The sequence below is a fragment of the Mycobacteroides franklinii genome, from assembly GCF_001853795.1.
Lineage (GTDB): Bacteria > Actinomycetota > Actinomycetes > Mycobacteriales > Mycobacteriaceae > Mycobacterium > Mycobacterium franklinii.
Genome location: NZ_MLIK01000004.1, coordinates 127,643 through 150,722 on the forward strand (window position 1 = coordinate 127,643; position 23,080 = coordinate 150,722).

A 23,080-nucleotide genomic window follows, 5' to 3' on the forward strand; every position below is an offset into this window, starting at 1 on the left:
GCAGACGTGCAGATTCTCACCGCGTGGCATCGTTTGGACGAGGGTCAAAGGCGCAGTGTCATCGGAATGAGCGTCGCGGTGATCGCGCTGCACCTTCTCGGGTGGGGCATGCTGGTTTTCCTGGTTGCTCCCGCGCATTTCACGGTGCAGGGCAGCGTCTTCGGGGTCGGGCTGGGTGTCACCGCGTACACGCTGGGCATGCGGCATGCCTTCGATGCCGACCATATCGCGGCCATCGACAACACCACCCGCAAGCTGGTGGCCGATGGTCGACGCCCGATGTCGGTGGGTTTCTGGTTCTCACTGGGACATTCCTCGATCGTGTTCATCATGGTCGGGTTGTTGGCGCTTGGCGTTAAGACATTGGCGGCCAACGTTTCCGATGAGCACTCATCCCTGCAGCAGTGGACCGGGGTGTTCGGGACCGCGGTCTCGGGGAGCTTTCTGCTGCTCATCGGGTTGCTCAATCTGGTGTCGCTGATCGGGATTTACCGGATTGCCAAGCGAATGCGTGGCGGCGAGGTCGACGAGGCGGCGCTGGAGCGCGAGCTGTCCAATCGCGGTGGCCTGAACCGGATTTTCGGGCCGTTGATGTCGACGATTCGCAAGCCGTGGCAGATGTATCCGGTGGGTCTGCTGTTCGGGTTGGGATTCGACACGGTGACCGAGGTATCGCTGTTGGTGATCGCCGGCGGTGCGGCAGTGACCGGACTGCCGTGGTACGCGATCTTGGTGCTACCCATCCTGTTCAGCGCGGGGATGTCGCTATTCGATTCACTCGACGGTTCGCTGATGAACTTTGCCTACGACTGGGCGTTCCAAGAGCCAGCGCGCAAGATCTACTACAACCTGGTGGTCACCGGGCTGTCGGTGGCGGTGGCCGTGCTGATCGGCGCGCAGGAGATCATCTCGATTCTCACCGAGAAGCTGGACATCACGACGGGGCCGCTGGCGGCGGTGGGTGAACTGGACCTGGCCGCGATGGGCTACGTGATCGTGGGGCTGTTCATCGTGACGTGGGCGGTGGCGGCGCTGGGCTGGCGGTATACGGGTGTGCGCAGGCGATGGGGCGGCTAGATGAATGGACCTGCAGAAACGACGGTCAAAATTCGATGGAACCGATCCGGGACGTCCAACGTCCTATACACATACGATGAATCTCACCTGGCCAAACCCGGCCATGAACTGAGGGGGCTTTATGTCGTTGGAGAACCTGAAACAGAATGCTTCGAATGGCAAGCTTGTTCTGCATCTGGACCACAACGCGATCAACGACGTCATCGCAGCATGCGGCACCTACTACCGCGCGCTGGAGAACCTCAAGCAGGACGCGGAGGACTTGAGCGGCTATCCGTTGGGATTTGCAGAAGGCCACCTAAGTTCTGGAGCTCAGCTCGCCAAAGCCTTCCAACAGAAGGCGGCCGGTACTGCAACAAGCGCGGCCGCTACATTCAAGTCGCATATGGCAGAGATTGAAGACATGAAGTCTCTTTTCCTTGCCATACGCGACAGCTACCAGTCGGCCGAAGCTAACAACGCCAACAACTTTGGCCCATACGACAGATAGGCGTAGGTAACAGTATGTCGCGTGCACTGTTGGCAGTGCTGCTCGCCATAACCGTCGCTGGCTGCTCGCCTTCAGTACCCGGAGCTGCGACGACGTCCTCAACTCCGACTAGCAGCGGGACATCGTCAATCCCGACAAACAGCGGCGGTCGCGCTCACATCACCTTTGATCCATGTAAGGACGTACCGGCAGGCGTTATCGCGCAGCTTCAACTCGACGATGGAACGCCCCGACCCGACACTCAGACTGACGGTGAGATCGAAAACGTCTTCTGCAAGTACCACTCCCGCGGAAGCTACTACCTGACGATCGCAGCATCGAACTACACGCTGGATATGTTGAAGAATGCTGGCAACCTATGGGGATTTCAGGAGCTTCAGATCGGTGGACGCCCAGCTCTTTTCGGGTATCGCACTCCCGAACCCAACAAAGAATCTTGTTCGCTCAACATTGCTGCCTCCACGGGGGTGTATGGCGTCTTGGTGGGGACTGGGCGCGATAGCTTTTCTCCCTTCCCAGACTGCCTAACAGCGGCTCGAACCAACGCCGAGACCTTGGTCGCTTACTTCCCTCAATGAAATCCCCAGAAGATGGAACCGAATCGGCACTGGTGACGTCAGACCAAACGAGCGAGTTCTACGCCACGACACGAAGGAGCGGCCATGAGCGGAGATGAAGACGGCTGGACCAGGGGCAATCGCGAACGCGACGCTGTGTATGCAAAGCAGCGTCAATACGGCGCGAACATCGATGGCGGAACTGAATCCGTTGGAGTCCCTGCTGAGGACTTCAGCGGGTGGTCCCACACCGCCATCAAAGCCGCATCCGACGCGTTCGAGCCTGGAAAGGCGCTCGATGCTTCGAACGACTGGGAGAAGCTCTCCTCCGGCTTCAACCATGCCTTAGACGAGTTCAAGCGGTCTTTCGACGTCGCGGTAGGTGCCCAGTGGACCGGAGAAGGCGCCGAAGCCGCCAAGCAAGGCATCTCCGACTACAAGAGTCACGCCGAGAAAGTCAGTGACGGCCTCTCGCTCATGGCCACCAAGCCTGCCGAGGTCGAAACGGCGATGACGCAGATCAAGGGCCTCATGCCGGAGGTTGTCCAGGTTCAGCAACCGCAGGAACATACACAGGCCGCCTACGAGCACTACTACGCACAACAAGCCCTCGCCGATCAGAAGCAAGACGAGGCCCGCATGATCATGAAGAACGTCTGGTCCCCTGTCTCACAGCAGGCCGGCTCCGGACTCCCGGCCCTCCCTCCAGCCCCACAGCTTGCCGATGCCTCGGCCGCTGCGGTCAACACCGCGTCATCGCTGTCTGGCTTGGGGAACGGCAAGGACATCAAGCCTGACCAGATCAAGCCCATCGACGAAGCCGCGGTGCGCGCGGCTGCCGCAGCCGCCCTGGCCGATCCGTCACAAGCATCCGTTTCCGGCGCTGGTGGAGCGGGCGCTGCCGCGGCCGCAGCGGGTGCGGCAGGTGGTGGCTCCGGAGCCGGTGCCGGTGGCCCCGCGGCCGCAGCAGCCGCAGCTGCCGGTGCGGGCGGCGGGGCTGGCACCATGCCGTCGTCGGGTGGCAGCACCACCGCGACCGGACCCAACACGGGTTCGGTCCCCGGCACTTACGGCATCGGGCGATGGGGCAAGCCAACCACCAACAAGGACGAGAAGAAGGACGACAAGTCCGATATCAGCCCCCTCGCCGCGGGGCCGATCATCGCCGGCTCGTACACAGCGGGCGCGGGCATGGGGCTTTCGGCCGCACCGACAGCTTCGCCGATGTCGGGCATGGGCATCGCCCAGCCGCCGACCATGATGACGCCTGGCGCTGCGGGACAACATCACCAAGAAGATGAGGACCAGCACTTCACCCCGGAGTTCTTGGTGAGCCTGGACAACGGCAACGAGCTTGTCGGCCCGCTGCCCAAGGTGTCCCCCGCCGTCATCGGCGTGTGGAACGAAGAACATGTCGCCTATCAGAATCCACACGCCTCGCCGTACGACCCGAAACCATACGACGGCGAAGACTAAACCGAACGGCGATGGCCAAGAACATCGTCATCTGTTTCGACGGCACGGGTAATCAGATCCGTGCCGCGGGGAACACCAATGTGGTTCGCGGCTACGACATGGTGGTCCACGATCTGACCGACCGTCAGATTTCGTATTACGACCCGGGCGTAGGCACCGATCCAGTCATCGGCACGTACGCCCCAGGAGGTCAGTTCGTCGCCCGAGTTCTGGGTATCACGTTCGGGATCGGCTTGCGCGCCAAGCTGGCCGAGGCTTACACCTATCTGATCGAGCGATGGCAACCCGGAGACCGCATCTTCATCTTCGGATTCAGCCGCGGCGCATTCTGCGCGAGAGGCCTTGCGGGGCTGCTCAACTCGGTCGGCATGCTGCGTCCCGGTTCGCAAAACCTGGTTCCTTACGCGGTGAGTCTGTACGCGCAATCGTGCGCAAGCTGGTCCGCCGAGCGATGGGACCAGCTGCACTCATTCTCACGCACTGTGGCCCGTCGGGAAGACGGGAAGTTCTCCATTCCCGTCGCATACCTCGGACTCTGGGACACCGTCAGCGCTCCCGGAATCTTCAAGCGGAGCATGCAATGGCCTTACGCTCCAAGCGTTCCTAACGCTCTCTCGGGGAGGCACGCGGTAGCCATCGACGAGAAGCGCCGACCCTATCGCGAGTACCTCATCAAATTCCTCGGCGATCAACGGCTTGTCGACGAGGCGTGGTTCGCCGGCATCCACTCCGACATCGGCGGCGACTACCCCGACGACGACAGACTCTCGGATATCGCACTGAAATGGGTGATTGAAGGCGCCGCAGAACACGGGTTGCTGCTCGATACCAAGAAATACCAACGGTATTGCTCTGTTGAACCCACCTATGCCATGGGCGAGATTCATCGGGTCAGCTGGCTCTGGGCGTTGTTGATATTCCGTCGCCGCCGCATCCCCGACGGCGCCTGGATCCATGCCAGCGTCGCCGACCGGATGGCCGAAGATGACAGCTACCGGCCAGCACTACCGCAGCACACCACCATCACCGATGCTCAATGGGCCAGTCCGGCAACTGATATCAGGATGTAACGGGCGGGCTGACCTGCAGCCCGGCCAGTATCGTTTCCCGTGCACTGTCAAAACCGCGCACGGTGTCGTCCAACGCCTGCACCGACAGCCCGACCGTGAACATCTTGGTGTTGTTCTTGACCGCGACGATCGTGGTCGTCACCCGGTGGACAGGGATGTTCCCTAATCCCATGTTGTAGGTCAACGTCTTCGACGGATATCCACAAATAGTGCCCTGAGCCTCGACCAGATCGGTGACACCGAAGGACTCCAATCCGCCACGCTCAGCGGCGAACGCATCGTCCTCGGTGCTCGCCTTGCCCGACAGGTTGGCAATCGCCACCGTGGCGTTCGGGACAAACCCGCTGGCCTGTAGGTCCGGGGCGGCCAGGTAGACACGAACCACACCACTTTCGAATCGGTTGACGCGTTCCCAACCGGAAGGCTGCGGTACCTCTACCCGTGGCTCAGAGTCGTTGTCCAGCGGCACTTCCAGCAGCGGCACCGATACCGAACTACACTTCGGGTTGGTAAGCCGCTTGCCCTCTTCGCCGGGTGTGGCAACAGCGTCTCCGTCGACCACGGCGGTGCACCCCGATGTCAGCATCGTCGCAGCGCACATCGCGGCCAGCATCCATCGAGTTGCCCGAATCACCAGCTCAGACTAAGGCAATGACTGAGTGCAAACAGTGAACCGGCGCTATGGGTGTCTGTAGCCACTGCCCCGTCCAATCAGCTAGTGCAATAGCGGTTGTTGTTCGAGGGCAAGAACTTGGTATTGGTTCCCGGCCCCACGGGCTGGCACAGTCCCCCACCCAGCAGGTTCTCCTTGGACCAGGCCGCATGCCCGTTGGCGACGTTCAGGCATGCCTCGTAGTCGGGCCCCGTCTGACCGAACGTTGCGGTGCACTGCGCGGACATGTTCGCGAACGCCTGGTTCTTGCACACATCCACCGACATCTGCGCCGGCGTGACATCCAGGCACATCGCCTGCCGTTGGCACGAGCTCAAGAAGTCAGCCGTCCGGCCGTCTTCCGAGCGGAATTCGTTGGGCCCGGAAAGGCAGCGATCGGCATGCCGCTGCGCGTACAGCACCGGATCAACATTCCCCGGACGGTGCGCGCCACCGGGATCGACTACGTAATCCCCCGGCGCACCGATGATCTGGGCAGCCTTCTTGGCCTCCGGCGGGCCACCGCCCTCAGGCAAGCCGTCCCAGTCACTGGCCAGCTGTCCACTCGCCGGGATCGACGATGCGCGGTACGACAACGTGATTGTGATCGGGAAGGCGAAGATGTCCGCCGGCCCAAGGTCCAGGGCGAGATTGGATTGCTGATACATGTAGTCGCCGTGGATCACCGGGTTCACCTGCACCGGATTGCCCTTGGCGTCGCGCGCAACCGGTACCGATAACGTCGCGATCGTGGTGGCAGGTAGACCCGGCGCGGCGTCGGACTCGACCAGCACCACATTGCTGCCCTGGCGCACGTGGGTTCCCTCGGGAACCCGCAGGCCAAAGGTGAAATTCTCCGGGGTGAAAATGGTGCGCCGAATGATATTCACGTCGACACCGCCGCCGGCGAACGGCGAAATCCGGTAATCGGTGTCATGGGAGGTGAAGGTGACCGACCCGCCATCGCCCCATTGCGCCGGTGTCAGGTCGCGCTCCTGCGGCAGATGCAGCACGACATCTTTACCGGCGATTGCCGTCGGCAGATGCGTGCCGTCGGTGGGCGACGGCGAGATGGTGGCGTTGGAGCGTTCACGACCCGCTGCCAGCGGCCGACCTGTGCCTGGCCCCAGACCCAGCGGCGTATTGGTCTTGACCTGCGCCCCACCTATCGGAGATATGCGCGGAAGATCGTCGGGTTGCGGCACCGCATATGGGATCGGCTTGGGGGGCGGCGGCTGCACGGGATCAGCCAAAGTCCTTGGCGCAGAACCCATAACGAGCGCAAAAACGAACGCTAGCGCGGCCAAAAGCGCGGCACCACGGGTACGGGTATTCATCACAGGTCCTTGGGCTCGCCGTAGATGGTCTGGGTGTCATTGCCGTTCTCGGTGCGGATCCGGAACGTCGCAAAGGACTGGATCTTCACCTGACCACCGCAGCCGTCAGCCTCAACGTTCTGGTTACGCACTTGGGAGACCGCACGCATGTTCCGGAAATTGATCCGGTCCATCGGCAGCTGAGCCAAACCACCCGGCTTGAGCAGCACACGCATGTAACCGCCGATGTGCTCCTGGGCTCCGAGCGAGCCACCAGCTGACGCACCACCAAAGCCGCCACCCTGGCCGCCACCGCCGCCTGAGCCACCTTGGCCACCGCCGTAACCGCCGGCATAGCCCTGTCCGAACACCGACTGGGACAGCGTCAACCCGAGGTCACCGCCCAATTCCACGCCCGACGACGAGTCGGTGCGGCAACCCACGAAGTAACCCGTCTCCAACTGCGCGTCCTGAACCACCGCGGAGCCCGAACCCGTGATCGTCGCCTCGGCCCGATAGGACACGCGCGCCTGCCAGGAGTTGCTCGCACCCGCAATGTTGTCGATGTGATCAATGACCTCATTGGTCAATGTCAAACCGACCGTCCAGCCGTCGTCCGTCACAAACTGCTGATACTGATCCGGCATCCCCTGCGGATCGGCAGCAGCATCGGAAGCGCTCATCAAGATCGCCGTCGCAACGGTCATCGATGTTGCGATCGCGGCGATGCAGCTTCGACGTGCCAGATCTGGCAACTTCATGAAACCGAACCCCTCCGTGTCTCGTCCTGGCCGACACCGGCCGGACCCCCGTCCATTTGCCTTTAATTAGGCAATGCCATCAATCGCGTTTTACTGCGAAAACACATCACATGGCAATGCTGGAGAATCTAAGGCTGAGACCTTCTCTTGTCAACACGGAGACCGTTTTGTGACAGTTTGCACATTCAAGATCGCGAACTTTGCAGAGATGACCGAGAAAGCTGGCAAAAGGAACTTCAAACGATGCCAGGAAACATTGTCAGCGCAACAAGAAACACTCATCGACTGCGCAAGGCCACAACACCAGACAATGCACCCGGCCGCAGTCGCCAGATCTGGGGAAAGCACGCCCGCGATCAGTGGCTCTGCGCGACGGACGCCATCTCGAGACTCGCCAAAAGTTGCTGGCGGGCAATGACCGGACGTTTGCCCGCTAACCGGCACCGGCAAGAACGATGAGCTCCGAATCCGCGGCACGCCACGCGGACACGCGCTTAGCGAGGCGACACATCAATGCCATCGACGTGTCGAACGTGTGTTCTAATACCTGACACCGTCCATGAACTTGAGAAGGAGCTCTCACCGTGACGATGACCGTAGATACGACCACAGACACCGCGCTATCCGCCGAGTTCGGTACCCCTGAGGTGCAGGCCCCCGAGACTCCCGCCGGGGAGAAGCCCGAAAAGACAACAGCCAAGAAGGCGACCGCGAAGAGAACCAAGACTCTGCAACTGACCCTTACCGTCACTGGCACCGCAGACGGCGAATGGCAGGCCGAGCTCAAGCAAGGCACTACCTATCTGGCCCGTAACCTCGCCGTCGCCGCAGCCGCCGTCTCCCGCGCGGCCAAGGAACTACACGAGGACCTCTCCACCCCGATCGACGCGGCCATCGAGGAAGCGCGATCCCAGCAGGCAGCCAAAGTCGCCGCGCTCGAGGCCGAGCTCGAAGCGGCGCGCAAGGCACTCTCCGACTTGGATTGAGATCCGCTGACGGCGTGGCTCATAGACACGACTGGCGTCGCTGAAATTTCAACAACAAGGTTGATCAAACGCATGCAGTAACACATCTTACCTTTGTACTTTCCGGATCAACTGCGTAATCCCCTGGCGCGCTAATGATCTCGGAAGCCTTCTCGGTCTCTGGCGAGCCGCCGCCCTGGGGCAGACAGCTCCAGTCGCTGACCAGCTGTCCGCTCACCGGAATCGACCAAGCGCGGTGCGACAGCGTGATCGTCACCGGGAAGGCGAGGATATCCGCGGGCCCAAGGTGAAGATATCTGGCGCGAAGATGGTGCGCCGAATGATGTTCACGTCAACGCCACCACCGGCGAACGGTGAAATCCGGTAGTCCGGTGTCGTGGGAGGCACACCGCACACACGCCTGCGGCAGCCGGCTGCCGGGCTACGACCGAGTGTGTTTGCCCGCGACGACGAGTGGTACGTCGCGAATTACGTCGTGTAGAGCTGCAGGTGGACGTAGCGCGTGGTGGCATCACGCTCGTCGACAGCGACGGATCGGCTTACATACTTTCCGTCGGGACGCTGGATGCGATCCCCGGTCTTGAGGAGTGACGGGGAGGTGTCCAACGGTGGTCCTGCGATTGTTTTCTCGGTGACAACGTAAGTCTTAGTCAGCGGGTTCACGAAGCCGGAGGCGGTGAGTAATTTTGTAAGTCCCTGTTGATCGGTGCGTAGCGCGAGTTGATACCTCGTGTCTAGACCATTGTCGTTGCGGGCGGCGAGGACGGTGACACCGTCTGGGATCACGATTCCGCCGAAATCGGTAGCCTCCTTGGCGATATCAGCAACCGATGCTGTGGACGTTTCGGGCGACCGCCGATCCGTGCCCTGATGGTTACCGCTACAGCCGCTGATTCCGACGGCGGTAGCCACTACTCCGGCGACGAGGCCGACTGTCACGCTCTTCATCGGGTGGGATCACTCCTTTGGCCACCCCGGCCACCGGGCGCTCCGGGCAGGTCGATACTCCCGGCTTTCGGAACAGGTCCCGAATATTGCCGGACCCCACTGGAGCCGTCCATATCATATTCGCGTGCCAAGCCAGCCGTGTGTAACGCCCCCATACGCTCATCGGTTATCGTTACGCCTCCGATTTCGACGCTCTTCTTTCCGTCCCAGTTGTACCGGTCGTGCACCCAAATTTTGTACTCAACGGTAACGATCGGGTCCACGCCGCTGGCGGATTTGTGGACGGTTACTACACCCGTGGCACAGATCTGGATACCGCCCATCGCGTAGTACCAATCCTCGCTCAAGTCTGGGCCGATATAGAACCCTTGCGGCAGCCATTGGGCCTGAAATTGCTCCGGATTATCGTAGCTATCGGCTGCCACGGCGTCAGCCGCTTTTCTCCGAATCTCGCTGTCCGCCAACTGGTTCGCGACGGTATCAGCATCTGGCACGTCCCGGAGCAATTCGTCAACTTTGGGATCCAAGCCAGCGCCCGTGTTTTCCAGATAGTGCTGCAGGTGTCGAGATGCGTGGGTCCAGCCCTTCGCGTCTGCTGCGACGACCGCTGCGGCGGCTACCTTAGCGAAGAGCACGTCGTCGCCGCGACTATAGATCGGTTGAGACCCCCAGGCGCCCTGCCCCGGGTCGTCGGGAGGGTGCGGAGGCGGATCAGGAATCGATGTCATGGTCTCTACTCATTCGTCGGTACTGATTCAGCCGGGTCAGACTCGTACGTCGACCGAGGCGGGGTCGTCTTGCCACCAGACGCCACTCCCATAGCCGTATCTCTTGACACCTTGGTCTATGGCGACTTTGGTGGGTAACTCAAATTCACCCGCGTTATAGGACGGTGCACCCTGTCCGGGCTCATAATTGAGGGCACCCGAGATCCGCTCGATAGCAGACTTAATCGCATTGTGCCGAGTTGTTGCGTTCTGCTTCAGCAACTCCACGGAGGAGAAGATCTGGGACCGTATGGAACCTTGCGTGACGCCATCGCCCAGGAGTGCCCACACACCCATGGGCAGATTGAAGTTCAGGAAGCTCGCGGACTGGGTTACCGCTCCCAGTAGGCCGAGCGACTGGTTGTAGACGAGCCGCTCTAGGAGTACTCCGCCGTTTTCGACAATCTTCCCGACTGCGTCGAGATCCTCGCCGCGTTCGCTGATTGCCGCCGCGAGGCTGGTCGCGGTGATGCCAAACGCGGTCGATGCCTCACCCGACCAACTCGTCTGCACCCAGTTCGTTCCACCGGAGATGCCTTGTGCAGCAACCACGTCATTGATCCCCAGCACAGCGATCCGCTTGCCAATCTCCTGCACCTGCTCCCAATCCGCCACGAGAGGTGTCAGGTAGTCGGCGACAGGCTTGATCCCGATGGCTTGGCCGAGATGTTCGTCGTACGGCTTCAAGATGTCGATGCTCCTGGTGACAACCTGCCGGACCACGTATGTGGAGTCTTCGACGTCCAATAAGACCGGAAGCTGAAGTCCGCTGAACCTAGTGACGCCGAAGCCCGTGCTCCCTGCGTACTCAACACGTCCGTCGATACTGGCGGCATTCCGGTCGTCAGTGGCGTGGAACTGATTCGCCGCCGCACCCAAGTCGGTGGCAAAGCTTTCGAGTGCGCCAGCATCGTTCTGGTGCGCATCGGACAAGGTGCGTTGCAACTTCTGGAACGCCGGGACCAGCTCGGCCAACAGCCCCTCTGTCGCCGTCGGCAGCGACACCCTCGGTAACAGCCGGTTGGCATTGGAGGTGAAGGTAGCCTTCACGTCCTGACAATCAAGCTTGAAGCCTGCAAGCCTGGACGGTTCGACCGAAAAGTCGACCATTGCGCCCCCCTTTGTCAACGGTGGGCGCGGAGGGTTTCGAACCCCCGACCGCTGGTGTGTAAAACCAGAGCTCTACCACTGAGCTACACGCCCGGTCCACGTCGTCGCCAACGTGGGAATCAGCTCACGAATGTAGCGCGGCCAACGCTTCTACCCAACCCGCCTGGTCACGGGCTTGCCCGGGGTCCAGCATCTCGGCGAATCGGATGATTCCGTCGGCATCCACCACGAAAGTTCCGCGATTCGGATACCCGGCCTTCTCGTTGAGCACCCCGTACGCCTCGGCGACGGCCCCGTGCGGCCAGAAATCGGACAGGATCGGGAAGGTGAAGCCGCTGTAGCTCGACCAGATCTTGTGGATCGGGCCCGCACTCACCGACAACGCGATGATCTGCACATCGTCGTTCTCGAAGTCGCCGATATGGTCGCGCACATGGTCCAGTTCGCCCTGGCAGACGCCGGTGAAGGCGAGTGGGAAGAACACCAGGAGCACGGCCTTCTTGCCCCGGAAATCGCTCAGGCTGACGGGCTGGTTGTTCTGGTTGCGCAGGGTGAAATCGGGCGCGACGGTGCCAACAGGCAGCATTAGCGCCGCCCGCCGCGCGAAGTCTTGGGCTGCACCAAACGCGTCGCGCTCCAGTCCCCCAGGTTCAGCGATGACGTCTGCACCAGGCCCGCCGTCGGCGCCGATTCGGCGATCTCCGAAGGCTGCACATGGCCCGACTTGCCGGTCTTGGGTGTCAACACCCAGATCACGCCGTCCTCTGCCAAGGGAGTGATCGCATCCATCAACGCGTCGACCAGGTCGCCGTCGTCATCTCGCCACCACAACAGGACTACATCGACCACATCGTCGGAGTTCTCGTCGAGAAGCTCCGAACCGCATGTGTCCTCGATATCAGCCCGGATGTCGTCATCCGTGTCCTCATCCCAGCCCAGCTCCTGCACAAGCTGATCTCGCTGGATACCCAACTTGCGGGCATAGTTCGAGGCGTCAGCCGCCGCGACCACCGTTCGGCCCCTCCTTATTCACGGGTGCGTGCTTGCGCACTTGGGATGAATGCTCACATCGTCGCATGCCAGTGGCAATCCTCGTCAGGCACTATCGGCCTTTTGTCTGTAGAAGCGGTTCGCAGATCTTCCCGGCGCGCTCCCGCGCGTCGTTGAAGGTCCGCACCACAGCGTTGAGAGTGCCACTGCTGAGCCGATTATCGAACGCACCGGCCAGTTTTCGGGACTGTTCGACGTACTGCGTCAGCGCATCGCGCAGATCGTCCGTCTGAGCCTTCGCCTTGATGGAGTCGATTTGCCCGGCGCTGGTGTTGAGCGCATTGATCACCGGCCCCACCTTGGCCTCCGCGCTGGATCCGTACCCACCCTCGTCGTTCATGACGGAGATCAGGTCATTACCTGCCGAAACGGCGGCGTTCGACGTCATTGCGAACGTCTCACACACATCGGACGTGGCCTGCGCACGCGATGTCTCCTGACGCTTGGACTCCTCGGACCTCGACGTCTCGATGGACTGTGAGACGTACGTGCGGTACTCCGACACCGACTCGCTCGGCGCCGATGCCTGGCCTCCCGTGGTCACGGTGCAGCCAGCCACAACCCCGGCACAGATGGCCGCCAGCGCGATCACAAGCGCCGCCATACGCATCTCATGACGGTACCCGCTACGGGGCCCCGCGGGCCGGTAGACCGCATGTTGAGAGACCAGACTCGCTAGTAGCAAGTGACTTGGGGCACGATGGGGATACCGATCTGATTGTGACTGAGATCTGCACCCCCACCCCTAAGGAGCAGAAAAGTTGACCACGGAGTTCGCTCGCCAGGATCTGGCCGGAAATTCAAGTGCGCCAAGTCCATCCGAGAATCCAGGACGTGTACGGGTCATCCGCGAAGGTGTCGCGTCGTACCTGCCGGATATCGACCCCGACGAGACGGGCGAGTGGCTGGAGTCGTTTGACGGCCTGTTGGCCCGCTCGGGTCCGGCCCGGGCCCGGTACCTGATGCTGCGGCTGCTGGAACGAGCGAACGCCGGCCGGGTCGCCATTCCAGCGCTGACATCCACCGACTACGTCAACACCATCGCCACCGAGAACGAGCCCTGGTTCCCCGGCGACGAGGACACCGAGCGCCGTTTCCGTGCCTGGATCCGCTGGAACGCCGCGATCATGGTCCATCGCGCGCAGCGGCCAGGGGTCGGTGTGGGCGGCCACATTTCGACCTACGCCTCCTCGGCGGCCCTGTACGAGGTCGGCTTCAACCACTTTTTCCGCGGTAACGCCCACCCCGGCGGCGGCGACCAGGTGTTCATCCAGGGTCACGCCTCCCCCGGTATCTACGCCCGCGCCTTCCTGGAAGGCCGGCTCACCACCGATCAGCTCGACGGGTTCCGCCAGGAGAAGAGCCACGCCGGCGGCGGTCTACCCTCTTACCCGCACCCGCGGCTGATGCCCGATTTCTGGCAGTTCCCAACGGTTTCCATGGGTCTGGGGCCGATGAACGCGATCATGCAGGCGCGGTTCAACCATTACCTGCGGGACCGTGGCATCAAGGACACCTCGGATCAGCGGGTGTGGGCGTTCCTCGGCGACGGCGAGATGGACGAGCCCGAATCACGCGGCCTGGCGCATATCGCCGCGACGGAAGGCCTCGACAACCTGACGTTCGTCGTCAACTGCAACCTGCAGCGTCTCGACGGCCCTGTGCGCGGTAACGGCAAGATCATCCAGGAGCTGGAGTCCTTCTTCCGTGGCGCCGGCTGGAACGTCATCAAGGTGGTGTGGGGCCGCGAGTGGGATGCCCTGCTGCACGCCGACCGTGACGGCGCGTTGGTCAACCTGATGAACACCACCGCCGACGGCGACTACCAGACCTACAAGGCCAATGACGGCGCCTATGTCCGCGAGCACTTCTTCGGGCGCGATCCGCGCACCAAGGAATTGGTGAAAGACCTTACCGACGCTCAGGTTTGGAACCTCAAGCGCGGCGGCCACGACTACCGCAAGGTGTATGCCGCCTACCGTGCGGCCACCGAGCACAAGGGTCAGCCGACGGTCATCCTGGCCAAGACCATCAAGGGCTACACGCTGGGCAAGCATTTCGAGGGCCGCAACGCGACCCACCAGATGAAGAAGCTGACGCTGGATGACCTCAAGGACTTCCGCGACAAGCAGCGGATTCCGATCTCGGACGCCCAGCTCGAGGAGAACCCCTACCTGCCGCCGTACTACCACCCCGGCCCCGAGTCCCCGGAAATCCGCTACATGCTGGATCGACGCCGGTCACTGGGCGGATTCGTGCCGTCGCGGCGCAAAACGTCGCGTCCGCTGACGCTGCCGAGCTCGGAGATCTACGACTCGGTAAAGAAGGGCTCGGGCAAGCAAGAGGTGGCCACCACCATGGCACTGGTGCGCACCTTCAAGGAACTGTTGCGCGACAAGAACATTGGCAACCGCATCGTTCCGATCATTCCCGACGAGGCCCGCACCTTCGGCATGGACTCGTGGTTCCCGTCGCTGAAGATCTACAACCGCAACGGCCAGCTGTACACCTCGGTGGACGCCGAACTGATGCTGGCGTACAAGGAGAGCGCGCAGGGCCAGATCCTGCACGAGGGCATCAACGAGGCCGGCTCCACCGCCTCGTTCACCGCGGTGGGCACGGCGTACTCGACCCACGACGAGCCGATGATCCCGCTGTACATCTTCTATTCGATGTTCGGGTTCCAGCGCACCGGCGATGGCTTCTGGGCCGCTGCCGACCAGATGGCCCGCGGTTTCGTGCTGGGCGCGACGGCGGGGCGCACCACCCTGACCGGCGAGGGTCTGCAGCACGCCGACGGCCATTCACTGCTGCTGGCAAGCACCAATCCCGCTGTGGTGGCTTACGATCCGGCGTTTGCCTACGAGATCGCCAACATCGTGGAGCACGGCCTGCAGCGGATGTACGGCGAGAACAGCGAGAACGTGTACTTCTACATCACGCTGTACAACGAGCCGTATGTGCAGCCGGCCGAGCCAGACAACGTCGATGTCGAAGGCATCCTGCGCGGCATCTACAAGTTCCGGGCCGCACCCGAGGCCCGCACGCATCAGGCCCACATCCTGGCCTCCGGCGTGTCGGTGCCCGATGCGCTGCGGGCGGCGGACCTGCTGGCCGAGCATTGGGACGTGGCGGCCGACGTGTGGTCGGTGACGTCGTGGGGTGAGCTCAACCGCGACGGCCTGGCCATCGACCATCAGGCGCTGCGCCACCCGGATCGCCCCAAGGGTGTTCCGTACGTGACGAAGGCGCTGGACGGCGCCCAGGGCCCGAAGGTGGCGGTCTCGGACTGGATGCACGCGGTGCCCGAGCAGATCCGGCCCTGGGTACCTGGGACCTACCGGACGCTCGGCACCGACGGGTTCGGTATTTCCGATACCCGTCCGGCGGCGCGACGGTACTTCAACACCGATGCCGAGTCCGTCGTCGTCGCGGTGCTGGAGGCACTGGCCGACGACGGTGCCCTCGACCGCGAGGTCGCCGTCAGGGCGGCCGCGCAATACAAGATCGACGATGTGTCGGCCGCCGACGTCTCGTTCAAGGACACTGGCAGCGCCTAGTTCGCCCCGCGCGAGCCTGCTCAAATGTGCGGTTTTCGGGCCGATTTCCGCACATTTGGGCAGGCTCGCGCTTTTTTGTCGACACCAATTGTACTAATCGGTACAGTCGAGGACGCCCGCTCAAACCTCCCGGAAGGAATCCACCATGCGGTTCAAAGTTCTCACTGGCACAGCACTTCTGAGCATCGGCTTCGCCGTTGCCGCGTGTAACGCACCGTCTCATGACGCTCAACCGAGCGCCCAGTCGCCGCAGGCAATGACCTCACAAGCCATGACATCGCAGGCCAGCACGCGCACCGGATCGTTCACCGGGGTCGACGGCAAGCACGTCTCCGGAACAGTCACCATCGCCAACGGGCAGCTCAAGTTGACCGGGTTCTCCTCCGACAAGGGCCCCGACCTGCACATCTACCTGACGAAGGGCTCGGATCAGAACGCGGTGAGCGCGGGCAAGGAGCTCGGCATGGTCGCCTCCGACACGGCATCGCAGACATTCGACATCGGCGGGGTCGACACCTCCATGTACGACACCGTTCTGATCAACTGCGATAAGGCCAAGGAAGCCTTCGGCGCGGCAGCCTTGATGTGAGAACTCACGCACGATGGATCGCTCTTGCCGCGCCGGTCGTCCTCGGCGCGGCAAGAGTGACACTGGGCGCGCTGTGGTTGCACGAGGGAATCTTCAAGTACAGCGCACACTTTGGCCGGGCGGACATTCTGCTCATCACCCACAGCGCACAAACCAACACCCGCGTGCCGGAGTACCTCACCCTCTTCTCCAACGGCGTGCTCGGCACGTGGCCGGGACTTTTCGGCGTGGCCATACCCCTGTTGGAGACGGTGCTCGGGGTAATCCTGATCGTGGGACTGTTTCCCCGACCCGTGGCCATGATCTCGCTGTTGACCCTGCTGACGTACTGGAGTTCGGACCAGCTGATCACCCAGTACCCGGTGATGGCGGCGCTATCGGCGATCATCATCGCGTTTCCGGCAGCGAGCGGCCACTACTCGATACGGCGGCTGAGACGCGCCAAACTCACAGCTAATGTTGTTCAGGATGGTAGGTAAGTCGTCACCAACAAGTGCCACCAAGCTGCCCGCGACCGCGCACGGCCGCCGTACCCGCGCGGCCATCGTGGATGCGGCGGCGCAGATGATGTACCAAAAGGGTGTTACCGCAACCAGTCTCGACGACATACTGGCCGCGTCCAACACCGGCAAGTCGCAGCTGTACCACTACTTCAAGGACAAGTCCGATCTAGTGAAAGCGGTCGTGGAACGTCAGACCGAACTTGTCTTGCAGGCACAGCCGACGCTTCCCCACATCGACTCGATGGAGGGTGTCGAGCGATGGGCCCAAGCAATCCTGGCCAACCACGAAGTGCCCGGTGGCCCGTTCGGATGCCCCCTGGGCAGCATGGCCGCCGAGCTCAAGAACGATCCGGCATATCAGCCGGCACTTGCCGCCGCGTTTGGACAATGGCAGTCGTTACTTGCCGACGGCTTGACCCGGATGCAGGATCGCGGCGACCTCGACCGGCGCGAAGATCCGCAACGGCTGGCCGCGACGGTCCTTGCCACGTTGCAGGGCGGCATGCTGATGGGACGGGCGACCATGGACATCACCGTCCTGCGGGACAGCCTCGATCTGGCGCTCGACGCTATTCGAAGCAGACTGCGAAATCAGTCTCCGAGAGCAGAGATTTAGCAGTTTCCCACTAGGATTCGGGGGTATCTTTTAGGGATGCCCGACAATCTGGCCACCTCTCCCCGCGGGTTTCGTGCGGCACCCAAGCCCCGCGAGCGGGCCGAGGTCCCCGAGGCGCTGCTGCACCGGATCAAGCAGTACTCCGGGCGACTGTCCACCGAGGCCGTGCACGTCATGGAGGACCGGCTGCCGTTCTTCACCGACCTGGAGGCCTCACAGCGCTCCAGCGTCGCACTGGTGGTCCAGACGGCGATCAACAACTTCGTCGAATGGATCCGTGACCCCGAGGGCACCGTCGGTTTCACCATGCAGGCCTTCGAGGTCGTGCCGCAGGACCTGGCCAAACGCATCGCGCTGCGCCATTCCGTCGACATGGTGCGCACCGCGATGGAGTTCTTCGAAGAGGTGTTGCCCCTGCTCGCCCGCAATGACGAGCAGCTGGTGACACTCACCGAGGGCATCCTGCGCTACAGCCGTGACCTGGCCTTCGGGGCAGCCAGCGCCTACGCGGAGGCCGCCGAGACCCGCGGCGCCTGGGACTCTCGCCTGGAGGCGACGGTGGTCGACGCCGTGGTGCGCGGCGACACCGGACCGGACATGCTGTCGCGCGCCGCGGCCCTGAACTGGGACACCAACGCGCCGGCGACCGTCATCGTCGGCACTCCGCGACCGGAGATCATCGCCACGGCAACAACATTGGTGCACGAGGTGGCGCAGCGTCATGGGCGTGGGGCACTGGCCGTCATCCAGGGCACCCGGCTGTTGACCATCGTGTCGGGCCCTATCACCGCGCACGACAAGTTCCTGGCCGACCTGATCAAGGTTTTCTCCGACGGTCCGGTGGTGGTGGGCCCCACGACCGGAACCCTGAGCGCATCGCACACGAGCGCCGTCGAGGCGCTCTCGGGCATGGACGCGGTATCGGGGTGGCGCGGCGCGCCGCGGCCCGTCTCTTCACGCGAGCTGCTGCCGGAGCGCGCCCTGTTGGGCGACAAGGCCGCCATCGCGGCGCTCAATACCGAAGTAATGCGGCCGCTGGCAGACGCCGGCCCGGCGCTCACAGAAACACTGGACGCTTACTTAGATTCCGGCGGCGCCATCGAGGCGTGCGCGCGCGCCCTCTTTGTTCACCCAAATACCGTCCGTTATCGACTCAAGCGAATCACCGATTTCACCGGAAGAGACCCAACGTCCCCGCGTGATGCCTATGTGCTGCGCGTCGCGGCAACTGTCGGCAGACTGGTCCAGGACCACGCCGGTGCATTCACTCCTGAACCAGGAGTCACACCCGTCACAATTAATGTCATTAAGACTTAGAAGGGCTACTAGCCGGTCACCTGCGAGGTCCCACATTGCGGGACGGTATAGATCGGGTCGCAACAGATGCCTTTTTGTAGGCTTCCCACAAATAGTTAAGACAAGATTCATTTTCTCTTACACGGCGGAAACAGCCCTTCACAGTGTTCTCTTAAACACGTGATTGCACTGCTCGCTCCCGGACAGGGATCCCAGACCCCCGGCATGCTGACATCGTGGCTCGAATTGCCCGGTGTCAAGGATCAGGTTGAGCAGTGGTCGAAGGCCAGCGGACTCGATCTGGTGCGCCTGGGAACCACGGCCACCGCCGAGGAGATCACCGATACCTCCATCACCCAGCCGCTGGTCGTCGCGCTGACCCTGCTGGCCTACGACGAGCTGACCAAGCGCGGTCACCTCAACGAGAAAACCGCCAGCGGCGAAATCATCGTCGCCGGCCACTCCGTGGGTGAGATCGCCGCCTACGCCATCGCCGGGGTCATCTCCGCCGACGACGCCATCACCCTGGCCGCCACGCGTGGCGCTGAGATGGCCAAGGCCTGCGCGCTGGACCCCACCGGCATGTCCGCCGTGCTGGGCGGCGACGAGGCCGAGGTGCTGGAGCGCCTGGAAGCCCTCGAGCTGATTCCCGCCAACCGCAACGCCGTCGGGCAGATCGTCGCCGCCGGCCGCATCACGGCGCTGGAGAAGCTGGCCGAAGATCCCCCGGCCAAGGCCCGCGTGCGCCAGCTGGCCACCGCCGGTGCCTTCCACACGCACTTCATGGCCCCCGCGCAAGAGGCCTACGCCGCCGCTGCGGCCGCGATCCTGCCGGCCGAGCCCGTCACCACCCTGCTGTCCAACTTCGATGGCTCCCCCGTCACCTCCGGTGCCGACGCCATGGACAAGCTGGTCAACCAGCTCACCTCCCCGGTGCGCTGGGATCTGTGCACCGAGTACTTCAAGACGGCCAATGACGGAGAGGCCGTCAGTGCCGTCGTGGAACTGCCGCCCTCGGGTGCACTGTCCGGCATTGCCAAGCGTGAGATGCGCGGCGTCGCAAACCACGCCCTGAAGACCATCGACGACTTAGACGGCCTGGCCGAGCTGTAAGCGGCCAAACCACCAAAAAGTAGTACCCCGGATGGAGTGGGCAGAGCCGCCCTCTCGTCCAGTTCCAAAAAACAGAGTTCACCCCGGGCTGCATCCGCAGTCCACAACACCGAAGGGAGCCACCGAGTGGCCACCGCAGAAGAAAAAGATCGCATCGTCGCCGGTCTCGCCGAGATCATCGAAGAGGTCACCGGTATCGAGCCTTCCGAGGTCACCCTCGAGAAGTCGTTCGTCGACGACCTGGACATCGACTCGCTGTCGATGGTTGAGATCGCTGTCCAGACCGAGGACAAGTACGGCGTGAAGATCCCCGACGAGGATCTGGCGGGCCTGCGCACCGTCGGTGACGTCGTGAACTACATCGAGAAGCTTGAGCAGGAAAACCCCGAGGCCGCAGCCAACATCCGCGCGCAGCTGGAGGGCTAGGACCAGTGACAACCCCTTCCACTGCCAACGGTGGCTTCCCCAATGTCGTTGTGACGGCTCTCGCCGCAACGACCTCTATCGCGCCTGACATCGAGGGCACGTGGAAGGGATTGATCGCCGGGGAGAGCGGTATCGAGGTTCTCGAAGACGAATTCGTCGAGAAGTTCGGTCTGCCCGTGTGGATCGGTGGGCACCTCAAGGAGCCCATCGACAACCACATGACCCGGTTGGAACTTCGCCGGATGGCCTACGTGCAGCGGATGGCGCTGCACGTAGGCCGTCAGGTGTGGCAGAACGCCGGCACGCCCGATGACATCGACAAGGACCGCCTCGGCGTCGTCATCGGTACCGGGCTCGGCGGTGGCGAGCGCATCGTCGAAACCTACGACACCATGAATGAGCATGGCATTCGCAAGGTTTCACCGCTCGCCGTTCAGATGTGCATGCCCAACGGTGCCGCCGCGGTGGTGGGCCTGGAGATCGGCGCCCGCGCCGGTGTCATCACGCCCGTGTCGGCGTGTTCCTCCGGCTCGGAGGCCATCGCACACGCATGGCGTCAGATCGTGATGGGCGATGCCGACATGATCGTCTGCGGTGGTGTCGAGGGCATGATCGAAGCCCTGCCGATCGCCGCGTTCTCCATGATGCGCGCCATGTCGACGCGAAATGACGAGCCCGAGAAGGCTTCTCGTCCGTTCGACAAGGACCGCGACGGATTCGTGTTCGGCGAGGCCGGTGCCCTCATGGTCATCGAGACCGAAGAGCACGCCAAGGCCCGCGGCGCACAGATCATCGCCCGCGTGATGGGCGCCGGTATCACCTCCGACGCGTACCACATGGTGGCTCCCGGCCCCGACGGCGTGCGCGCCGGTGCGGCCATGACACGCGCCATTCAGACAGCAGGCTTGTCCCCCAAGGACATTGACCACATCAACGCCCACGGCACGGCCACCCCGATCGGCGATCTCGCCGAGGCCAACGCGATTCACGTCGCCGGTGTGCAGCATGCCGCGGTCTACGCGCCCAAGTCGGCGCTCGGCCACTCGATCGGCGCCGTCGGCGCGCTCGAGTCCGTGTTGACTGTGCTTGCTCTGCGCGACGGCGTTATCCCCCCGACGCTCAATCTTGACAACCTTGATCCCGAAATCGACCTGGATGTCGTTGCGGGCGAGCCGCGACACGGGGATTTTAAATACGCGATCAACAACTCGTTTGGATTCGGCGGGCACAACGTCGCGCTTGCCTTCGGTAAGTACTGAAGTCAAGCACTAGAACCAGAGAGGCTCAAGATGACGATCCTGGCTCCCGAGGCCATCGACGAATCGCTCGATCCGCGCGATCCGTTCCTGCGCCTGTCCACCTTCTTCGACGACGGCACCGTCGAGCTGCTGCACGAGCGTGACCGCTCGGGCGTGCTCGCGGCTGCTGGCACGGTCAAGGGAGTCAGGACCATCGCCTTCTGCACCGATGGCACCGTCATGGGCGGCGCCATGGGAATCGAGGGCTGCCGTCACATCGTCAACGCCTACGACACCGCCATCGAGGAACAGAGCCCCATCGTGGGTATCTGGCACTCCGGCGGTGCCCGTCTGGCCGAAGGGGTTTCGGCCCTGCACGCGGTCGGGCTGGTCTTCGAGGCGATGATCCGTGCCTCGGGTTACATCCCGCAGATCTCGATCGTCGTCGGATTCGCTGCCGGCGGTGCCGCATACGGCCCCGCGCTGACCGACGTCATCATCATGGCGCCGGAAAGCCGCGTGTTCGTCACCGGACCCGATGTGGTCCGCAGCGTCACCGGCGAGGACGTCGACATGGCCACCCTGGGTGGCCCCGAAGCCCACCACAAGAAGTCGGGTGTGTGCCACATCGTCGCCGACGATGAGCTGGACGCCTACGCCCGCGGGCGCAAGCTGGTCGGGTTCTTCTGCCAGCAGGGCGTTTTCGATCGCAACCGCGCCGAGGCCGATCACACCGACCTGCGCGCGTTGCTCCCCGAGTCGGCCAAGCGTGCCTACGACGTGCACCCCATTGTCAACGCGCTGCTCGACGGGGACGACCCGTTCGAGGAGTTCCAGGGCAAGTGGGCACCGTCGATGGTCATCGGCCTGGGCCGGCTGGCCGGGCGCAGCGTCGGCGTGCTGGCCAATAACCCGTTGCGTCTGGGTGGCTGCCTGAACTCCGAAAGCGCCGAGAAGGCAGCGCGTTTCGTGCGCCTGTGCAACGCCTTCGGCATTCCGCTGATCGTGCTCGTGGACGTGCCGGGCTACTTGCCCGGTGTCGGCCAGGAGTGGGGCGGCGTGGTGCGGCGCGGCGCCAAGCTGCTGCACGCGTTCGGTGAGGCCACCGTTCCGCGCGTCACGCTGGTGACCCGGAAGATCTACGGCGGCGCCTACATCGCCATGAACTCGCGCTCATTGGGCGCCACCAAGGTGTTCGCCTGGCCGGACGCCGAGGTCGCCGTGATGGGCGCCAAGGCCGCCGTCGGCATCCTGCACAAGAAGCAGCTGGCCGCCGCCGCACCCGAGGAGCGCGAGGCGCTGCACGAGGAGCTGGCCCTTGAGCACGAGCGCATCGCCGGTGGTGTGGATCGCGCCATCGAGATCGGCGTGGTCGACGAGGAAATCGAGCCCTCCCAGACCCGCGCGGTATTGACCCGCGCACTCGCCGAGGCCCCCTCACGCCGCGGTCGCCACAAGAACATCCCGCTGTAGACCCTG

Annotated in this window: 24 protein-coding genes, 1 tRNA gene and 1 pseudogene; 15 read left to right on the forward strand and 11 right to left on the reverse strand. The window is 63.1% G+C overall.

Features of this window, described 5'->3' with window-relative positions; genetic code table 11:
* The first annotated feature begins 33 nt into the window (after positions 1–33).
* The 5 genes from nicT (at position 34) to BKG76_RS01140 (ending at position 4,670) form a co-directional block, all read left to right on the forward strand.
* Complete coding sequence (gene nicT, locus BKG76_RS01125; protein WP_207543736.1) at positions 34–1,077, forward strand: Nickel transporter NicT; 1,044 nt, start codon at positions 34–36, stop codon at positions 1,075–1,077.
* Between the two features lie 121 nt (positions 1,078–1,198).
* Complete coding sequence (locus BKG76_RS01130) at positions 1,199–1,567, forward strand: hypothetical protein (RefSeq protein WP_070935216.1); 369 nt, start codon at positions 1,199–1,201, stop codon at positions 1,565–1,567.
* 14 nt (positions 1,568–1,581) lie between these two features.
* Complete coding sequence (locus BKG76_RS24145; protein ID WP_083337869.1) at positions 1,582–2,145, forward strand: DUF3558 domain-containing protein; 564 nt, start codon at positions 1,582–1,584, stop codon at positions 2,143–2,145.
* An 84-nt stretch (positions 2,146–2,229) separates the two neighbouring features.
* The gene (locus tag BKG76_RS01135) at positions 2,230–3,600 is read left to right on the forward strand and encodes a hypothetical protein (RefSeq protein WP_070935219.1); all 1,371 of its coding nucleotides are present in this window, start codon (positions 2,230–2,232) and stop codon (positions 3,598–3,600) included.
* Positions 3,601–3,611: 11 nt separating this feature from the next.
* Entirely contained in the window at positions 3,612–4,670 is a 1,059-nt protein-coding gene (locus BKG76_RS01140; protein ID WP_070935221.1) for a DUF2235 domain-containing protein, read from the forward strand.
* On the opposite strand, the gene BKG76_RS01145 is transcribed toward BKG76_RS01140, so the two are convergent.
* The 3 genes from BKG76_RS01145 to BKG76_RS01155 all read right to left on the reverse strand — a co-directional run bounded on the left by BKG76_RS01145 (position 4,660) and on the right by BKG76_RS01155 (position 7,399).
* Entirely contained in the window at positions 4,660–5,256 is a 597-nt protein-coding gene (locus BKG76_RS01145) for an LpqN/LpqT family lipoprotein (RefSeq protein ID WP_070936769.1), read from the reverse strand. The genes BKG76_RS01140 and BKG76_RS01145 overlap by 11 nt on opposite strands.
* Before the next feature lie 125 nt (positions 5,257–5,381).
* A complete protein-coding gene (locus BKG76_RS01150) occupies positions 5,382–6,659 on the reverse strand; it encodes a protein kinase family protein (RefSeq protein WP_070936770.1) in 1,278 nt (425 codons plus the stop codon).
* Positions 6,659–7,399 carry an MspA family porin gene (locus tag BKG76_RS01155; RefSeq protein ID WP_070935223.1) on the reverse strand — a complete coding sequence of 247 codons (741 nt, stop codon included), beginning with the start codon at positions 7,397–7,399 and terminating at the stop codon, positions 6,659–6,661. The genes BKG76_RS01150 and BKG76_RS01155 overlap by 1 nt, the downstream gene beginning before the upstream one ends.
* A gap of 584 nt (positions 7,400–7,983) precedes the next feature.
* Between BKG76_RS01155 and BKG76_RS01160 the strand changes: the two genes are divergently transcribed.
* Positions 7,984–8,385 carry a DUF6319 family protein gene (locus BKG76_RS01160; RefSeq protein ID WP_407937632.1) on the forward strand — a complete coding sequence of 134 codons (402 nt, stop codon included), beginning with the start codon at positions 7,984–7,986 and terminating at the stop codon, positions 8,383–8,385.
* 103 nt (positions 8,386–8,488) lie between these two features.
* On the opposite strand, the pseudogene BKG76_RS24710 reads toward BKG76_RS01160, so the two are convergent.
* From BKG76_RS24710 to BKG76_RS01195, 8 genes and pseudogenes are all read right to left on the reverse strand, one after another.
* Positions 8,489–8,754: pseudogene (locus BKG76_RS24710) on the reverse strand (hypothetical protein); the annotation flags it as partial.
* Positions 8,755–8,853: 99 nt separating this feature from the next.
* A complete protein-coding gene (locus BKG76_RS01165; protein WP_083337870.1) occupies positions 8,854–9,333 on the reverse strand; it encodes a hypothetical protein in 480 nt (159 codons plus the stop codon).
* A complete protein-coding gene (locus BKG76_RS01170; protein WP_131815778.1) occupies positions 9,330–10,061 on the reverse strand; it encodes a hypothetical protein in 732 nt (243 codons plus the stop codon). Before BKG76_RS01170 ends, BKG76_RS01165 begins: the two co-directional genes overlap by 4 nt.
* 36 nt (positions 10,062–10,097) lie before the next feature.
* Positions 10,098–11,210, reverse strand: coding sequence for a hypothetical protein (locus BKG76_RS01175; protein ID WP_070935229.1), 1,113 nt, complete (start codon positions 11,208–11,210; stop codon positions 10,098–10,100).
* A gap of 21 nt (positions 11,211–11,231) precedes the next feature.
* Positions 11,232–11,303: transfer RNA gene (locus tag BKG76_RS01180), tRNA-Val, on the reverse strand.
* A 31-nt stretch (positions 11,304–11,334) separates the two neighbouring features.
* Positions 11,335–11,796, reverse strand: a complete 462-nt coding sequence (locus BKG76_RS01185) for a peroxiredoxin (protein ID WP_070935230.1) — start codon at positions 11,794–11,796, stop codon at positions 11,335–11,337.
* Positions 11,796–12,221 carry a DUF3052 domain-containing protein gene (locus BKG76_RS01190; protein WP_070935232.1) on the reverse strand — a complete coding sequence of 142 codons (426 nt, stop codon included), beginning with the start codon at positions 12,219–12,221 and terminating at the stop codon, positions 11,796–11,798. Before BKG76_RS01190 ends, BKG76_RS01185 begins: the two co-directional genes overlap by 1 nt.
* 91 nt (positions 12,222–12,312) lie before the next feature.
* Positions 12,313–12,870 (reverse strand): hypothetical protein, encoded by a 558-nt coding sequence (locus BKG76_RS01195; RefSeq protein ID WP_070935234.1) that lies wholly within the window; start codon positions 12,868–12,870, stop codon positions 12,313–12,315.
* A gap of 151 nt (positions 12,871–13,021) precedes the next feature.
* On the opposite strand from BKG76_RS01195, the gene aceE reads away from it, so the two are divergent.
* From aceE to BKG76_RS01240, 9 genes are all read left to right on the forward strand, one after another.
* Positions 13,022–15,820 carry a pyruvate dehydrogenase (acetyl-transferring), homodimeric type gene (gene aceE / locus BKG76_RS01200; RefSeq protein WP_070935236.1) on the forward strand — a complete coding sequence of 933 codons (2,799 nt, stop codon included), beginning with the start codon at positions 13,022–13,024 and terminating at the stop codon, positions 15,818–15,820.
* A 145-nt stretch (positions 15,821–15,965) separates the two neighbouring features.
* Complete coding sequence (locus BKG76_RS01205; RefSeq protein ID WP_070935238.1) at positions 15,966–16,409, forward strand: DM13 domain-containing protein; 444 nt, start codon at positions 15,966–15,968, stop codon at positions 16,407–16,409.
* Positions 16,406–16,888, forward strand: coding sequence for a DoxX family membrane protein (locus tag BKG76_RS01210; protein WP_070935242.1), 483 nt, complete (start codon positions 16,406–16,408; stop codon positions 16,886–16,888). The genes BKG76_RS01205 and BKG76_RS01210 overlap by 4 nt, the downstream gene beginning before the upstream one ends.
* Positions 16,878–17,528 carry a TetR/AcrR family transcriptional regulator gene (locus tag BKG76_RS01215; protein ID WP_070935244.1) on the forward strand — a complete coding sequence of 217 codons (651 nt, stop codon included), beginning with the start codon at positions 16,878–16,880 and terminating at the stop codon, positions 17,526–17,528. Before BKG76_RS01210 ends, BKG76_RS01215 begins: the two co-directional genes overlap by 11 nt.
* A 36-nt stretch (positions 17,529–17,564) precedes the next feature.
* A complete protein-coding gene (locus tag BKG76_RS01220; RefSeq protein WP_070935246.1) occupies positions 17,565–18,845 on the forward strand; it encodes a PucR family transcriptional regulator in 1,281 nt (426 codons plus the stop codon).
* 159 nt (positions 18,846–19,004) lie between these two features.
* Positions 19,005–19,937 (forward strand): ACP S-malonyltransferase, encoded by a 933-nt coding sequence (locus BKG76_RS01225; RefSeq protein ID WP_083337871.1) that lies wholly within the window; start codon positions 19,005–19,007, stop codon positions 19,935–19,937.
* Positions 19,938–20,063: 126 nt separating this feature from the next.
* Complete coding sequence (acpM, locus tag BKG76_RS01230) at positions 20,064–20,363, forward strand: meromycolate extension acyl carrier protein AcpM (protein ID WP_030095371.1); 300 nt, start codon at positions 20,064–20,066, stop codon at positions 20,361–20,363.
* A 5-nt stretch (positions 20,364–20,368) separates the two neighbouring features.
* Entirely contained in the window at positions 20,369–21,622 is a 1,254-nt protein-coding gene (gene kasA / locus BKG76_RS01235) for a 3-oxoacyl-ACP synthase KasA (protein WP_070935248.1), read from the forward strand.
* A gap of 30 nt (positions 21,623–21,652) precedes the next feature.
* Entirely contained in the window at positions 21,653–23,074 is a 1,422-nt protein-coding gene (locus BKG76_RS01240) for an acyl-CoA carboxylase subunit beta (protein ID WP_070935252.1), read from the forward strand.
* Positions 23,075–23,080: the final 6 nt, after the last annotated feature.